15 protein-coding genes and 2 pseudogenes are annotated in these 13,132 nt (G+C 64.4%); 13 read left to right on the top strand and 4 right to left on the bottom strand.

All coding sequences use genetic code 11. The features are described from left to right. A pseudogene (locus I5M_RS18010) lies at positions 1-194 on the bottom strand (RDD family protein); the annotation flags it as partial. Between the two features lie 152 nt (positions 195-346). After that, the gene (gene hemB, locus I5M_RS18015) at positions 347-1,399 is read right to left on the bottom strand and encodes a porphobilinogen synthase (protein ID WP_022722674.1); all 1,053 of its coding nucleotides are present in this window, start codon (positions 1,397-1,399) and stop codon (positions 347-349) included. 182 nt (positions 1,400-1,581) lie between these two features. On the opposite strand from hemB, the gene I5M_RS18020 reads away from it, so the two are divergent. The 8 genes from I5M_RS18020 to I5M_RS31485 all read left to right on the top strand — a co-directional run bounded on the left by I5M_RS18020 (position 1,582) and on the right by I5M_RS31485 (position 8,047). Further along, the gene (locus I5M_RS18020; RefSeq protein WP_031336905.1) at positions 1,582-2,046 is read left to right on the top strand and encodes a DUF6163 family protein; all 465 of its coding nucleotides are present in this window, start codon (positions 1,582-1,584) and stop codon (positions 2,044-2,046) included. A 78-nt stretch (positions 2,047-2,124) separates the two neighbouring features. Next, positions 2,125-3,690, top strand: a complete 1,566-nt coding sequence (locus I5M_RS18025; protein ID WP_022722676.1) for an AMP-binding protein — start codon at positions 2,125-2,127, stop codon at positions 3,688-3,690. Between the two features lie 357 nt (positions 3,691-4,047). Further along, positions 4,048-4,566 (top strand): transcriptional regulator LdtR, encoded by a 519-nt coding sequence (ldtR, locus tag I5M_RS18030; RefSeq protein ID WP_022722677.1) that lies wholly within the window; start codon positions 4,048-4,050, stop codon positions 4,564-4,566. Positions 4,567-4,818: 252 nt separating this feature from the next. Beyond that, the gene (locus tag I5M_RS18035) at positions 4,819-5,019 is read left to right on the top strand and encodes a hypothetical protein (RefSeq protein ID WP_022722678.1); all 201 of its coding nucleotides are present in this window, start codon (positions 4,819-4,821) and stop codon (positions 5,017-5,019) included. A 20-nt stretch (positions 5,020-5,039) separates the two neighbouring features. Further along, the gene (locus I5M_RS18040; RefSeq protein ID WP_022722679.1) at positions 5,040-5,255 is read left to right on the top strand and encodes a hypothetical protein; all 216 of its coding nucleotides are present in this window, start codon (positions 5,040-5,042) and stop codon (positions 5,253-5,255) included. Positions 5,256-5,270: 15 nt separating this feature from the next. Then, entirely contained in the window at positions 5,271-5,843 is a 573-nt protein-coding gene (locus I5M_RS18045) for a DUF4142 domain-containing protein (RefSeq protein ID WP_022722680.1), read from the top strand. Positions 5,844-6,764: 921 nt separating this feature from the next. Then, positions 6,765-6,971, top strand: a complete 207-nt coding sequence (locus I5M_RS18055; RefSeq protein ID WP_022722682.1) for a hypothetical protein — start codon at positions 6,765-6,767, stop codon at positions 6,969-6,971. A gap of 128 nt (positions 6,972-7,099) precedes the next feature. Next, positions 7,100-8,047 (top strand): DUF4238 domain-containing protein, encoded by a 948-nt coding sequence (locus I5M_RS31485; RefSeq protein ID WP_083909615.1) that lies wholly within the window; start codon positions 7,100-7,102, stop codon positions 8,045-8,047. 39 nt (positions 8,048-8,086) lie between these two features. Here the strand turns inward: I5M_RS31485 and I5M_RS18060 are convergent, their stop codons facing one another. Continuing rightward, the gene (locus I5M_RS18060; protein WP_031336907.1) at positions 8,087-8,518 is read right to left on the bottom strand and encodes a toll/interleukin-1 receptor domain-containing protein; all 432 of its coding nucleotides are present in this window, start codon (positions 8,516-8,518) and stop codon (positions 8,087-8,089) included. Further along, positions 8,511-8,924, bottom strand: a complete 414-nt coding sequence (locus tag I5M_RS18065; RefSeq protein ID WP_022722684.1) for a toll/interleukin-1 receptor domain-containing protein — start codon at positions 8,922-8,924, stop codon at positions 8,511-8,513. The genes I5M_RS18060 and I5M_RS18065 overlap by 8 nt, the downstream gene beginning before the upstream one ends. A gap of 300 nt (positions 8,925-9,224) precedes the next feature. Here I5M_RS18065 and glyA point away from each other — a divergent pair, with 300 nt between their 5' ends. The 5 genes and pseudogenes from glyA to I5M_RS18090 form a co-directional block, all read left to right on the top strand. Further along, positions 9,225-10,526 carry a serine hydroxymethyltransferase gene (gene glyA / locus I5M_RS18070; protein WP_022722685.1) on the top strand — a complete coding sequence of 434 codons (1,302 nt, stop codon included), beginning with the start codon at positions 9,225-9,227 and terminating at the stop codon, positions 10,524-10,526. Between the two features lie 96 nt (positions 10,527-10,622). Next, a complete protein-coding gene (nrdR, locus tag I5M_RS18075; protein WP_031336909.1) occupies positions 10,623-11,105 on the top strand; it encodes a transcriptional regulator NrdR in 483 nt (160 codons plus the stop codon). Further along, positions 11,102-12,271: a bifunctional diaminohydroxyphosphoribosylaminopyrimidine deaminase/5-amino-6-(5-phosphoribosylamino)uracil reductase RibD gene (ribD, locus tag I5M_RS18080; RefSeq protein ID WP_022722687.1), complete on the top strand. Its 1,170-nt coding sequence runs from the start codon at positions 11,102-11,104 to the stop codon at positions 12,269-12,271. Before nrdR ends, ribD begins: the two co-directional genes overlap by 4 nt. Positions 12,272-12,282: 11 nt before the next feature. Next, complete coding sequence (locus tag I5M_RS18085) at positions 12,283-12,891, top strand: riboflavin synthase (RefSeq protein ID WP_022722688.1); 609 nt, start codon at positions 12,283-12,285, stop codon at positions 12,889-12,891. A gap of 127 nt (positions 12,892-13,018) precedes the next feature. Beyond that, positions 13,019-13,132: pseudogene (locus tag I5M_RS18090) on the top strand (6,7-dimethyl-8-ribityllumazine synthase); the annotation flags it as partial.

Here is a 13,132-nt window from a genome sequence, read left to right on the forward strand (position 1 = left end):
GTCGCATGACCGATAGCCAGCACGACCGGGATCGACAGCACGATCAGGTCGATCAGGAAAGCGAAGACCCGCTTGGTGAGCACGCCCTGGAATAGTTCAGGATTGGCCCACGGATCGAAAGCATGCGGCCGGATGTCGGCTTCGTTGCGCCAGCCGTTGCCGCTGGGACCATAGTTCGAACCTGTATCGGACATGATCGGACTCCCGCCGGCACCATCATCGAATGCCGCGTTCGACATGGATATGGCCGCAACCGGTTGCAAGGTTGCGGCCACATTACAATGCCGAAATCGGGAGTGCCGCGTCGGATCGCCGCGACTGGGGTGCGTGGTGATTCGCGCCCCTGTCAGCCCTGCTGGCGGAGCTTCTCGGCGGCGGCCGGGGCGAAGTACGTCAGCACGCCGTTGGCGCCGGCGCGCTTGAACGCGAGCAGGCTTTCCATCATGGCGCGGTCGCCGTCGAGCCAGCCGTTGTTGGCCGCGGCGGCGATCATCGCGTACTCGCCCGACACCTGATAGGCGAAGGTCGGCACGCCGAAGGTCTCCTTCACGCGGCGAACGATGTCGAGATACGGCATGCCCGGCTTGACCATCACCATGTCGGCGCCTTCGGCGAGATCGAGTTCGACCTCGCGGATCGCCTCGTCGGTGTTGGCCGGATCCATCTGATAGGTGCGCTTGTCGCCGGTCAGCGCCTTGGCCGAGCCGATGGCGTCGCGGAACGGGCCGTAAAAGGCAGAGGCGTACTTGGCCGCATAGGCCATGATCTGCACGTCGAGATAGCCGGCGGCGTCGAGCGCCTCGCGGATCGCGCCGATGCGGCCGTCCATCATGTCGGACGGCGCGATCACGTCGCAGCCGGCCTGCGCCTGCACCAGCGATTGCTGCACGAGCACCGCGACGGTCTCGTCGTTGAGGATACGGCCGTCCTCGATCAGCCCGTCATGGCCGTGGCTGGTGTAGGGATCGAGCGCAACGTCGCAGAGCACGCCGATCTGCGGAAACTCTTTCTTGATGGCGCGGACGGTCTTGCAGACCAAATTTTCCGCGTTGCAGGCCTCGCTGCCGTGCTCGTCGCGCAGCGACGGCTCGGTGAACGGGAACAGCGCGATGCACGGGATGTCGAGCTTGGCGGCGCGCTCGGCGTCGCGCACGATCTGATCGACGCTGAGCCGTTCGACGCCGGGCATCGAGGCGACCTGCACCCGCTGGTTGCTGCCGTCGATCACGAACATCGGCCAGATCAGGTCGTCGGTCGTCAGCACGTTCTCGCGGACCAGGCGGCGGGCCCATTCGGTCTTGCGGTTGCGGCGGGGGCGGACGGTGAGGTCGAGAGCCGGAGAGGCGGGCCGCGGCGAGGGGTCGCGCAATTCGATCGGACGGCCGAACTTGATCGCCATGGTGCCAACTCTCCCTGTGGGCTGTGCGATGTGGTGGGATACAGATAACATTTTCGCACCCCGCCGTCATCGCACCGTTGATTTGGCGCAATTGAATGCGGCGGTGCCGATCACAGCCGATTGATTTCGCCCGCCGGCCGGGCCTAGAACCCTAATCCGTGTTGCAGCCGCGAGACAAACTCATGTCCGACATCCCGTCCCGAGAAACGCCGGCGCGCGATCCGGCGATTTCGGTCGCGGCGATCTCGCCGGACCGGCCGGACAACCACGAGAACGACTGGACGCGCCGCCTGGTGCTGTTCCTGCGCGCCATGGCGCTCTTGTCGATCGCGCAGGGGCTGTATCACTGGGCGCAGATCACCGGCTTCGTCGGCGGCGAGGACGACGCCTTCGAAGTCCAGACCATGGCTTGGCAGACCGCCACCGTGTACTTCGCGGTGATCGAGCTGGTCGCCGCCGTCGGCCTGTGGCTGGCGACGCCGTGGGGCGCCGTCGTGTGGCTGACCACGGTTGTGTCGATGGCGGTGATCGAGCTGATGTTTCCGTCGATCTATGGCGGCAGCCTGCTGGTGGTCAGCGTCGATGCGCTGCTGCTCGCCGCGTATCTCGTGCTGGCCTGGATGGCCGCCCGCGAGCGCCCGCCATAGGAGCAAAGTTCGAACCGACGACGCCGGCCGATCGAGCCGGCGCGACGACAAATCAACCTAAAGGGTAGGGGACTCACCATGGACCAGCTTCATTCCGGCGGCACCGGCGGCAGCCTGATCGTCAACGCCATCCAGCGCCACGCCGACCGGCCGGCGATCGCAGACGACAGAGTGCGCTGGAGCTATCGCGAACTCGGCGAGGCGGTCGGCCGATTCATGACGCTGTTCCGCAGCATCGGCCTTGCCAAAGGCAGCGCCGTCTCGATCCTGTCCTCCAACCGCGCGGAGTCGTGGGCGGCGATCTGCGCCGCCACGGTGATGGGGCTGCGCTACACGCCGCTGCATCCGCTCGCCGCCGAAGACGACCACGCCTTCATCATCGAGGACGCCGAGATCGACGCGCTGATCGTCGAGAGCGGCAAGTTCTCCGCGCGCGGCCTTGCCATCCGCGGCCGCGTGCCGGGCCTGAAGCATCTGTTGTCGTTCGGCCCCGTCGAGGACGCGCGCGACCTTTTGGATGGCTTCGACACGGTCGAACCGGCGCCGCTGGTCGACGAGAGCGTCACCTCTGACATCGCCTGGCTGGCCTACACCGGCGGCACCACCGGCCGCTCCAAGGGCGTGATGATCCCGCATCGCGCGCTGACGACGATGGCGGCGCTGCTCTATGCAGATTGGGACTGGCCGTCGGATATCCGCTATCTCGCCGCCACCCCGATCAGCCACGCTGCCGGCGTCACCGTTTATCCGGTGATGATGCGCGGCGGCTTCACGCGGCTGGTGCCCGGCTTCGAAATAGAATCGTATTGCCGCGTCGTCGCCGAGGACAAGATCACGGCGGTGTTCCTGGTGCCGACGCTGATCTACGCGCTGATCGACGCCAAGGAGGTGAGGGCGCGCTACGATCTGTCGTCGCTCGACATGATCGTGTACGGCGCCGCGCCGATGTCGCCCGACCGGCTGCGCGAGGGCATGGCGATCTTCGGCAAGATCTTCGTGCAGCTCTACGGACAGACCGAAGCGCCGCAGGTCATCACCTCGATGCGCAAGATCGATCACGACGACACCAAGCCCGGCCGGCTCGGCAGTTGCGGTCGGCCCAATCCGCTGGTCGACGTCAAGCTGTTCGACAGCGACATGCGCGAGGTGGGTGTCGGCGAGCCGGGCGAGATCTGCGTGCGCGGCACGCTGGTGATGGACGGCTACTGGAAGCGGCCGGAGGCGACGGCCGAAGCGTTCCGCGGCGGCTGGCTGCACACCGGCGATGTCGCGGTGAAGGACCAAGAGGGCTACTACTACATCGTCGACCGCACCAAGGACATGATCATTTCCGGCGGCTTCAACATCTATCCACGCGAAGTCGAGGATGCGCTGATGGCGCATACATCGGTCGCCTCCGCTGCGGTGATCGGCATTCCCGACGGCAAATGGGGCGAGGCGGTCAAAGCCTTCGTCGTGCTCAAGGAAGGCGCCAATGTCGGCGCCGCGGAACTGCAGGCGCACGTCAAGGACAAGCGCGGCGCGCCGTGGTCGCCGAAGACGATCGATTTCGTCGAGGCGATCCCGGTCACCGGGCTCGGCAAGATCGACCGCAAGGTGCTGCGCGCACCTTATTGGGAAGGCCGCACCCGCGGCGTCGCGTGACGCCGCACATGCTTTAAGAAAGCTCTCGGCGATCTTTCACATCCCGTTGCGACGCGCTTAACGGGATATGAAAGCGCCGAGCGACATCCGTTACGCGAACCTTTCAAATTCGAACGAAGCTGTCTTCAAATGCGACAGCGGGGTGCGAAAAACCCCTTTTGCAGCCCCGATCCGTCAATGAAAGGTTGCAAGAAGCCCGCGATTTGCAGGCTTAATATGAGATTCACTGTGCGCAATTCATGATCTCTTTATTGTCTTATTTAAGCCGATGTTCAAACCGCCCCCTTAAGTTGGACCTATCAGACGGGACACAAGTTTCGTCAATAAGTCGGTCGCAAAGACCACAGGGGAAGTGTCATGATCAAAGCAGTCGCGACCGCGGCGGACAGCGCCGCGCATGTGCAGGCCAACCAGGCACCGGTTCAGCCGCTCTACCTCGAAGCGCTCACTCTGGTGGAGCGTCTGCACCGCCGCCTGCTCGACGTCATCAAGGACGAATTCGATCGCCGCGGCCGCGCCGATATCAACTCGGTGCAGGCGCTCTTGCTCTACAACATCGGCGACAAGGAACTGACCGCCGGCGAGCTGCGCACCCGCGGCTACTATCTCGGCTCCAACGTCTCCTACAATCTGAAGAAGCTGGTCGAACTCGGCTTCCTCGATCATCAGCGCTCGCGCGTCGACCGCCGTTCGGTGCGCATCCGTCTGACCGAGCAGGGCCAGGAAGTCCGCCGCATCGTCGACGCGCTGTATCAGAAGCACGTCAAGACGGTCGAGCAGGTCGGCGGCATCTCCAGCGAGGAGTTCGCCACGCTGAACAAGTCGCTGCACCGGCTCGAGCGGTTCTGGACCGATCAGATCCTGTATCGGCTCTGACACGAACCGGGAGCGCGCCGACGTCTCGGCCGGCCCCCGCCGCGCCGCTGCAGCAAGCAGGCACGCGTCTCTCCCGAGCTCTCCAGGCTCATTCGCCTCGGCCCTCCGCAAGGAGGGCCGTTTTGTTTTGCGCAACGCAAAATCGTTCCCGGGAACAGGGGAACCTTTTGCCGCAATGCGACTTAACTCGGCAACCGACGGCGGCTTTCGGCATTTCGCTGCGGTGAACACGTCTCGGACGAGGGCTGAGGAATGAACGTCGACATCATCGGCAAGGCCTACGATATCGCCGCGAACTATCTGCGCCGCTCCGGTATCATTCCCGATACGTCCGCGACTCACGACCGCCTGCTGGAGACCATCGTGTATCTCTTCCAGCGCGGCGAGACCCATCCGATCCGGCTCGCCAACCGGGCGATCACCGCTTTCGAGTCTCAGCAGCTCGCAGCCTGAGCTTTACAAAAGGAGTTCGCATGCAACGTGCCATCGACCGCGTGATCCAGACCTATGGACTGCTTACCAGCAACGAATCCGCCGCCGCGGTGCGCGGCAAGGTCGAGACCTATATCCGCACGCTGTTCGAGGCCGGCGAGACCGACGACAACCGTCTGACAGTGTGCGGCCTCGTGTACTTGCGCCAGCTCGACGGCAGCAACGATCCGGTCAAGGCCGGCTATACCGGCCTCTAAGCAAGGCGCCGCGCGGTGCGCTGGCTGGGGGCCCTCGTCGCCGTTCTTCCTGCTTTTGTGATCCTGGCCGGCGTCCTCGGCAACGCCGAGACGCCGCGCAAACATTCCCTCATCGAACAACTCGGACTGAAGACCCTGGTCGGCTGGCCGCCGAACGGGCCCGACGTGCTGCGCGAACTGCATCAGCTCGACATGGTCGACATGCAGCTTGCGGGGCTCGTCGCCGGCCGCGGCGACGACACGATGCGGCGCTTCGCGTATGAGCAGGCCGCGCTGGCGCAGCAACGCGACGCCCGCATCGTCAAGCTGAATACTTTCACAGGCCTCGGCATCGACTTCCCCGACACGCCGACATTGGTCCGCACCGGCCGGCTCGCAGGGCTGCAAGGCAAGGTCGGCCGCGATTTCGTCGACGACTACATGGCGATCGAGCGCCGCGAGCTCACTCAGGCCATCGCCCGATTGCACCGCTATCTGCTCGGCCCCGACAACGAGCAGATCTGGGCCTTCGCACGGCAGCAGCTCAAGGTACTGATGCAGCGGCTGACGGAGCTGGATGAGTTGGGGAAGGGTGAGGCGGTGAGTTAGTTGTTAGTCCGCCATGTTATTAGCTGCGATGATGTCTTCGTTCTGCCGAGGGGTTTGGTCCTCCGCGACAACTCCCAGCACTTCCGTCACCACCCGCGAAAGCGGGTGGCCCAGTATCCCAGAGAGCTGCTGTTGAATCGCTGCGCTGGATAACGAACGCACTGGCATACTGGGTCGCCCGCTTTCGCGCGCGATGACGTTTGTGAGGGAGGATACGCAACGTCTCGTACGTCGTCCGAACAACGCAGCCAAACAGCCACGCCAATTCCGTCTCGCGGCTCGATCGAGCCCGAGTGGTGCGCCGGTCGCTTCACAGCGAGGGGCGGGGGCGCGCCGGCGGCGCAAAGCTGGAGTTTGTTTGCGATGGCCTTGCGGACCATCGCGCGGAACGCCGTATCGGCGCGCCCACCGCGGCATTTTTCGGCCTCGGACCGGTTCCGTACGCGCATCGGCCCGAGCCACCGGCTCCATCCCGACGGTTTCCCGCCGTTCGCCTTTGCGCGGCCTACCGAGAACGGCGCGGCCTCTTAGTGGGCCGGGACCGGTCGCCCCGAAGCCGCCCGGGATCGCGCCTGCGAAGCACGACCGCGGGGACCGCATCCACCCGGCTTCGCTGGCCTGCGCCAGCTTCGCCGGACATTGACCCCGCCGGTTGCCCAGCGGTGTGATCTGTCCCGCTTCACAAGCGCCCTCGAGAAGCGCCCCTCACGGACAGGACTGAACGGACGATATTCCTAGTTCGGGAACTGTCAACCGGAAATCCCGCGTCCCCGCCGGATTCACCGCGCCGAGGTCACACCGCTGCGCTACAACGCCCTGGCACAGTAGCGGGACCGCGCGGCAGCTTCGCCGGCGCCCCAGCACACAAATATCCGGCGCGCCGCCGATCGGGCGGCCGCGCCGAGCCAGAAGGACGACGACGTGGACAAGAAGGCGATGCGCGAAGAAGCCGAACGGCTGATGCGCGAGGCGATGGCGACCCGCAACGTGACGGTGAAGCAGGGCGACACCGTCATCAACACCACCTGCGGCAAATGCGGCGCCCCCAACAAGGTCAAGGCGCCGAAGGGCGTCACGCGCGTGGCTTATACTTGCAAGGAGTGCGGGGCTAAGCAGGAGACGATGTAGAGGCGGAGCCCTCCACCATCATCGATCCACCATCGGCGTGGACGGAGGCTCGATGGCTAGCTGACCTTTCAACTCACGTATTCATTTGGTGCAGCCTCTACAGCTCGCGATGCGAGATCAATTTCACCATGGCTCAAAAGGCGTCGAAGCTTCCGAAGCATCATTACATACCTGTCTTCTATCTCAGACAGTGGACGCGTCGTCATACAGGACAACTGATTGAGTTCAGCCGCCCTTTTGGCGACGTTGTAAAGCCCAAGCTAACTTACCCCGATGCGACGGGGTTCGTTCGAGGATTGCACCGCCTTCCAGGACTACCAGACGAGGTCGCTGAGCAAATTGAAACGAAATTCTTTAAGCAGCTAGATGATTTCGCATCATACGCTCACAAACGGCTACTTAGAAAATACATGGCTAATTGGTCAATCCAGATGAGAGTGGCATGGTCCCGCTTCATCCTTGGCATCCTCCTTCGCTCTCCGAGCGCTGTAGCAGATACCAAGAAGAATTTCGGCGATGCGATGCCAAAACATTGGGAGGAAGCGAAAGCAAAGCAGGCTACCATCAATCCAAAAGCACCAACGCTCCCCGACTATGACGCGACCTTCGTCGAGCGACAAAGTCTTCTGACGATACAACGCTTCATCAACAATCCCAGCCTGTTGAATTTCATAAGTAATATGAAATGGTTCGTCTGTGATTTATCTTACTCACGCTATCGTCTCCTCACTTCCGATCGGCCCGTTGTGATGACTAATGGACTTGGCTACCCGGAGAGCCATATAGCGTTGCCCATAAGCCCGACAATTCTGTTCGTTGCCACGAACACGCAGGAGACCTTTCGATCAATCGAAGCAATGCCGCCGCGCGATCTTGTCTCAAACTGCAACAAGCAAGTGGTGAGAAACGCCGTAAAGTACGTTTGGGCCCCCGATCACTCCCAATTCGGACTGATAAGAAGCCAGATGTCGTCCGAAGCACATCACGATAGACGATGGTTCAGCGGCTCCTCTTTTTCAGATTGCAGGCTTACGCCAGAAGTTGAGCAGATTTTCAAAGAGCGCATCAAAAACTGATGAGCCGTGAGGGGCAGCAATATGATATGCGCAGGTTCACTAATTTGTCGCCATCGCCATCTGCTCCCCCGGCACCGCCTGAACCAGCATGTCGGCGATGCTATCGAGCGAGCGACGGTCGGCGTCGAGGACGAGGAGGCCGGCGAGGTCGGTCGGGAGTTCGGTTGAGCCAGGGGTGCGGGCAGGGGGCAGGACGGCGAGCACCGGTTTGCCGAGTGTCTTGGCGGCTCCGGCTTCGAACCAGGTGATGTTGCGGTCGGAGACGGTCTGCTGCGGGATCAGCAACACCAAGGCCGTTGCGCGCTCGATGGCTTCGCGCAGAACATCGTCAACCCGGCGACCGCGGGTCGCGTTCGCTTCGTTAGACGTCACCGCGACGCCGCGCTGCTCCATCAGTGCACCGAGTTGTCGCGCAAAGGCGCGGTCCTCGTGAGCGTAGGAGATGAACACGCGCTTGCCGTTGTCAGACATGATCGACATCCTTCACGCGTCTTCCGAGTTCGCCGACATAGTCGTCGAACTCGTCCAAAGTGATGACCTTGGTCGGTGACAGGATTGCCAGACCGCCGTGGTCTCGTTCGATCTGATCGAGCTTCACACCAAACATCACGCCGACGTAGCGCTTTTTCAAGGTCCAAGCGGCCGCCATCTCGGTCCATACCCAATTGCGATCGACCGACCACGGCGTCAGCAGCGATACCAGTTCCGTGCAGCCGGTGACGCCAGTATGGACCCGCTCCTCGATCCGATCGCCGCTGTGGATGTCGAAGATGTCGATGAAGGCGGACGCGCCAGTGCGTTCGACGATGATCGCGGCCATTTGCCGTGCGATCCAACGGTCGTGCCAGCCGTGCGAAAGGAAGACGCTGTAGGGCATACAAGGGCGTGATGCTGAACGGGTCAATCAACGCTAGCCCAATTCCTCGCGGCCGGTTGTGATATTGCGCAAACTCGCGAATTGAGAATAGTCAGGCAAAGGCACCCCTCCTGCAACCGCCTCTCAGCCACCATATCTGGTCCACCACCCGGAAGCCGGCCTAAATGATGGGCTGATCCGCATGGCTCGTCCTTGGCCGGAACGGCCGGATGTGCTATGCGGCAGCCGCGCTTCCGCCCAATACCCGATGACCGCTCGTCGCCAGGCTGTTCGCCGGCTGCGGCGGTGGAGACATTGCCCATGAGCACATCAGCCAAGCCCGCCTCCGCGCCCGACTCGTTCTTCTCCGCCTCGCTCGAGCAGGCCGATCCCGAGATCGCCGCCGCCATCCGGGGCGAGCTCGGTCGGCAGCGTCATGAGGTCGAGCTGATCGCCTCGGAAAACATCGTCAGCCGCGCGGTGCTGGAAGCGCAGGGCTCGGTGATGACCAACAAATACGCCGAGGGTTATCCGGGCAACCGCTATTACGGCGGCTGCGAATTCGTCGACGTCGCCGAGAACCTGGCGATCGAGCGCGCCAAGAAGCTGTTCGGCGCCGGCTTCGCCAACGTCCAGCCGAACTCCGGCAGCCAAATGAATCAGGCGGTGTTTTTGGCGCTGTTGCAGCCCGGCGACACCTTCATGGGCCTCGATCTCGCCGCCGGCGGCCATCTCACCCACGGCGCCCCGGTCAACATGAGCGGCAAGTGGTTCAAGCCGGTGCACTACACGGTGCGCCGCGAGGACCAGATGATCGACATGGATGCGGTCGCCAAGCTGGCCGAGGAGGCCAAGCCGAAGCTGATCATCGCCGGTGGCTCGGCCTATCCGCGGGCCTGGGACTTCAAGCGCTTCCGCGAGATCGCCGACAGCGTCGGCGCGTATTTCATGGTCGACATGGCGCACTTCGCCGGCCTGGTGGCGGGCGGCGTCCATGCCTCGCCAGTGCCGCACGCGCACGTCACCACCACCACCACCCACAAGTCGCTGCGTGGGCCGCGCGGCGGCCTGATCCTCACCAACGACGAGGCGCTGGCTAAGAAGCTGAACTCGGCGATCTTCCCCGGGCTGCAGGGCGGCCCGCTGATGCACGTCATCGCCGCCAAGGCGGTGGCGTTCAAGGAAGCGCTGCAGCCCGACTTCAAGGTTTACGCGAAGAACGTCGTCGAAAACGCCAAGGCGCTTGCCGAAACGCTGCGCGCGGCCGGCTTCGATCTGGTCTCGGGCGGCACCGACAACCACCTGATGCTGGTCGACCTGCGGCCGAAGGGGCTGAAGGGCAACGTCTCGGAGAAGGCGCTGGTCCGTGCCGCCATCACCTGCAACAAGAACGGTATCCCGTTCGACCCGGAGAAGCCGTTCGTCACCTCGGGCCTGCGCCTCGGCACCCCGGCGGCGACGACCCGCGGCTTCGGCGTCGCCGAGTTCCAGCAGGTTGGTAACTTGATCGCCGAAGTGCTGAATGCGATTGCGCAATCGCCGGAAGGCAGCGCCCCGCTCGTGGAGGCTTCGGTGAAGCAGCGGGTGAAGGAGCTCACCGACCGCTTCCCGATTTATCAGTAGGACTCGTCATTGCCGGGCTTGACCCGGCAATCCATCATCTTGCGAAGAAGGATGGATGCCCGGGTCAAGCCCGGGCATGACGTGAGGGGACAAGCGATGCGCTGCCCGAACTGCAACAGCCTCGATACCCAGGTGAAGGACAGCCGACCGACCGAGGAGTCGTCGGTGATCCGGCGGCGGCGGGTCTGCGTCGCGTGCAATTTCCGCTTCACCACCTTCGAGCGCGTGCAGCTGCGCGAACTGACCGTCATCAAGCGCAACGGCCGCCGCGTGCCGTTCGATCGCGACAAGCTGGTGCGCTCGGTGCAGATCAGTCTGCGCAAGCGGCCGGTCGAACCGGACCGGGTCGAGCAGATGGTTTCGGCGATCGTGCGCGAGCTCGAGAGCGGCGGCGAGGCCGACATTTCGTCGGAGACCATCGGCGAAATCGTGATGGATCACCTGCGCAAGCTCGACGACGTCGCCTATGTGCGCTTCGCCTCGGTGTACCGCAATTTCCGCGAAGCCAAGGATTTCGAAGCCGTGCTCGGCGAGCTGTCGCACGAGGACGAGGTGCGGCCGGCGCTGGTCCGCAAATGATCTTCCGGATTCTGGAAGAGCAGTACGGCGCCAAGCTCGCCGCCGACAAGGCCGCCAAAGCTTCGGCCAATGTCGACCGCCGCTTCATGCAACTGGCGCTGACGCTCGGCCGCCGCGGCCTCGGGCGCACCGCGCCTAATCCCGCCGTCGGCGCCGTGCTGGTCAAGGAGGGCGTCATTGTCGGCCGCGGCTGGACCCAGGACGGCGGCCGGCCGCATGCCGAGGTCGAGGCGCTGCGCCGCGCCGGCGACGCCGCGCGCGGCGCCACGCTGTACGTCACGCTGGAGCCGTGCTCGCATCATGGCCGCACGCCGCCTTGCGCCGACGCGGTGATTGCGGCCGGCGTTGCCCGCGTAGTGTCGGCGATCGAGGATCCCAATCCACTGGTGGCCGGGCAGGGTCATGCCAGGCTGCGCGCTGCCGGCATCGGGGTGAGCGTCGGCGCCTGCGCCGAGGAGGCCGCGCGCGACCACGCCGGACACATTCACCGCGTCCGCGACGGTCGGCCACACGTCGTGCTCAAGCTTGCGGTGTCGGCCGACGACAAGATCGCGCTGCCGGGCCGCAAGCCGATTGCGATCACCGGCGAGGCAGTGCGGGCGCGGGTGCATCTGTGGCGCGCGCAGGCCGACGCCATCCTGGTCGGCATCGGCACTGTGCTGGCCGACGATCCGGACCTGACCTGCCGGCTGCCTGGCATGGCGGCGCAGTCGCCGATCCGCGTCGTGCTCGACCGCAGCTTGCGGATTCCGAGCGACAGCCGACTGGTGCATTCGGCGCGAACCACGCCGCTGTGGCTGATGGCGTCCGAGATCGCCGAAGCCGCCGCGGCGATGCGGCTCGGCGCGGCCGGCGCCGAGATCATCCACGTCGCCGACTGCGCCACCACGCCCGGACTGGAGCTGCACGCCGTGCTGCGCGCGCTCGCCGACAAGGGCGTGACGCGGCTCCTCGTCGAAGGCGGCGCGCGCGTCGCCGGCGCGCTGGTGGCGGCCGGGCTCGTCGACGAGATCCGGCTGCTGCGCGGGCCGATCAGCATCGGTGCAGACGGCATCGACCCGCTGGAGACGCTACCACTGTCCGCCATTACCGCGTCGCCCGCCTGGCGCGTGCGCGAAACCGAGCCGATCGGCGACGATCATCTCACCATCTTCGAACCGGCCTAAAGAGACCCGACATGTTCACCGGCATCGTCACCGACATCGGCGAGATCACGGCGCTGACGCCGACCGCGCAGGGCCAGCTGCATCGCCTGCGCATCCTGTGCTCCTATGACCTCGGCGGCATCGCCGACGGCGCCTCGATCGCCTCTAACGGCATCTGCATGACCGTGGTCGGCAAGGGCGAAGCGGGGGGCAAGACCTGGTACGAGGTCGATGCCGGCGCCGAGACGCTGGCGCTGACGACGGCCAAGTCTTGGAGGGTCGGCACGCGGCTCAATCTCGAGCGGGCGCTGAAGATCGGCGACGAGCTCGGCGGCCACATTGTCACCGGCCATGTCGATGGCATCGCCCGGGTGGTGACGCGCGAGGAGCTGCCCGACATGGCGCGGTTCACGCTTCAGACGACGCCGGAGCTGGCCCGCTTCATCGCCCCCAAGGGCTCGGTGACGCTCGACGGCACCTCGCTGACGGTCAACACCGTCGAGGGCAACCGTTTCTCGGTGCTGATTATCCCGCACACGCTGTCCGCCACCATCCTGGGCGGCTGGCAGGAGGGCAGCGAGGTCAATCTCGAGGTCGACCTGATGGCCCGCTATGCGGCACGGCTGAGCGAGACGAAATAGGTCTCCGTCATGCGCGGGCTTGACCCGCGCATCCATCCTCTTAACAAGAACGCGGTTCATCGTCTTTGAAGATGATGGATCGCCGGGTCGAGCCCGGCGATGACGCTTCGATAAGGCAAGGCACGAAATGGCAGACGCGCGGCGCGCTCCCTTTGAAGACCAGACTGACGTGACCGGCGCGCGGGTGCTGATCGTCGAGGCGCGGTTCTACGACGACATCCAGGACGCGCTGCTCGAAGGC

Origin of the sequence: Rhodopseudomonas sp. B29, assembly GCF_000333455.1 — a bacterium.
In the GTDB taxonomy this organism is placed as follows: domain Bacteria; phylum Pseudomonadota; class Alphaproteobacteria; order Rhizobiales; family Xanthobacteraceae; genus Rhodopseudomonas.

Coding starts and splice junctions, on each gene's coding strand:
- hemB (WP_022722674.1), bottom strand. CDS start 1,399: ATGGCGATCAAGTTCGGCCGTCCGATCGAATTGCGCGACCCCTCGCCG.
- I5M_RS18020 (WP_031336905.1), top strand. CDS start 1,582: ATGTCCGACATCCCGTCCCGAGAAACGCCGGCGCGCGATCCGGCGATT.
- I5M_RS18025 (WP_022722676.1), top strand. CDS start 2,125: ATGGACCAGCTTCATTCCGGCGGCACCGGCGGCAGCCTGATCGTCAAC.
- ldtR (WP_022722677.1), top strand. CDS start 4,048: ATGATCAAAGCAGTCGCGACCGCGGCGGACAGCGCCGCGCATGTGCAG.
- I5M_RS18035 (WP_022722678.1), top strand. CDS start 4,819: ATGAACGTCGACATCATCGGCAAGGCCTACGATATCGCCGCGAACTAT.
- I5M_RS18040 (WP_022722679.1), top strand. CDS start 5,040: ATGCAACGTGCCATCGACCGCGTGATCCAGACCTATGGACTGCTTACC.
- I5M_RS31485 (WP_083909615.1), top strand. CDS start 7,100: ATGGCTCAAAAGGCGTCGAAGCTTCCGAAGCATCATTACATACCTGTC.
- I5M_RS18060 (WP_031336907.1), bottom strand. CDS start 8,518: ATGTCTGACAACGGCAAGCGCGTGTTCATCTCCTACGCTCACGAGGAC.
- I5M_RS18065 (WP_022722684.1), bottom strand. CDS start 8,924: ATGCCCTACAGCGTCTTCCTTTCGCACGGCTGGCACGACCGTTGGATC.
- glyA (WP_022722685.1), top strand. CDS start 9,225: ATGAGCACATCAGCCAAGCCCGCCTCCGCGCCCGACTCGTTCTTCTCC.
- nrdR (WP_031336909.1), top strand. CDS start 10,623: ATGCGCTGCCCGAACTGCAACAGCCTCGATACCCAGGTGAAGGACAGC.
- ribD (WP_022722687.1), top strand. CDS start 11,102: ATGATCTTCCGGATTCTGGAAGAGCAGTACGGCGCCAAGCTCGCCGCC.
- I5M_RS18085 (WP_022722688.1), top strand. CDS start 12,283: ATGTTCACCGGCATCGTCACCGACATCGGCGAGATCACGGCGCTGACG.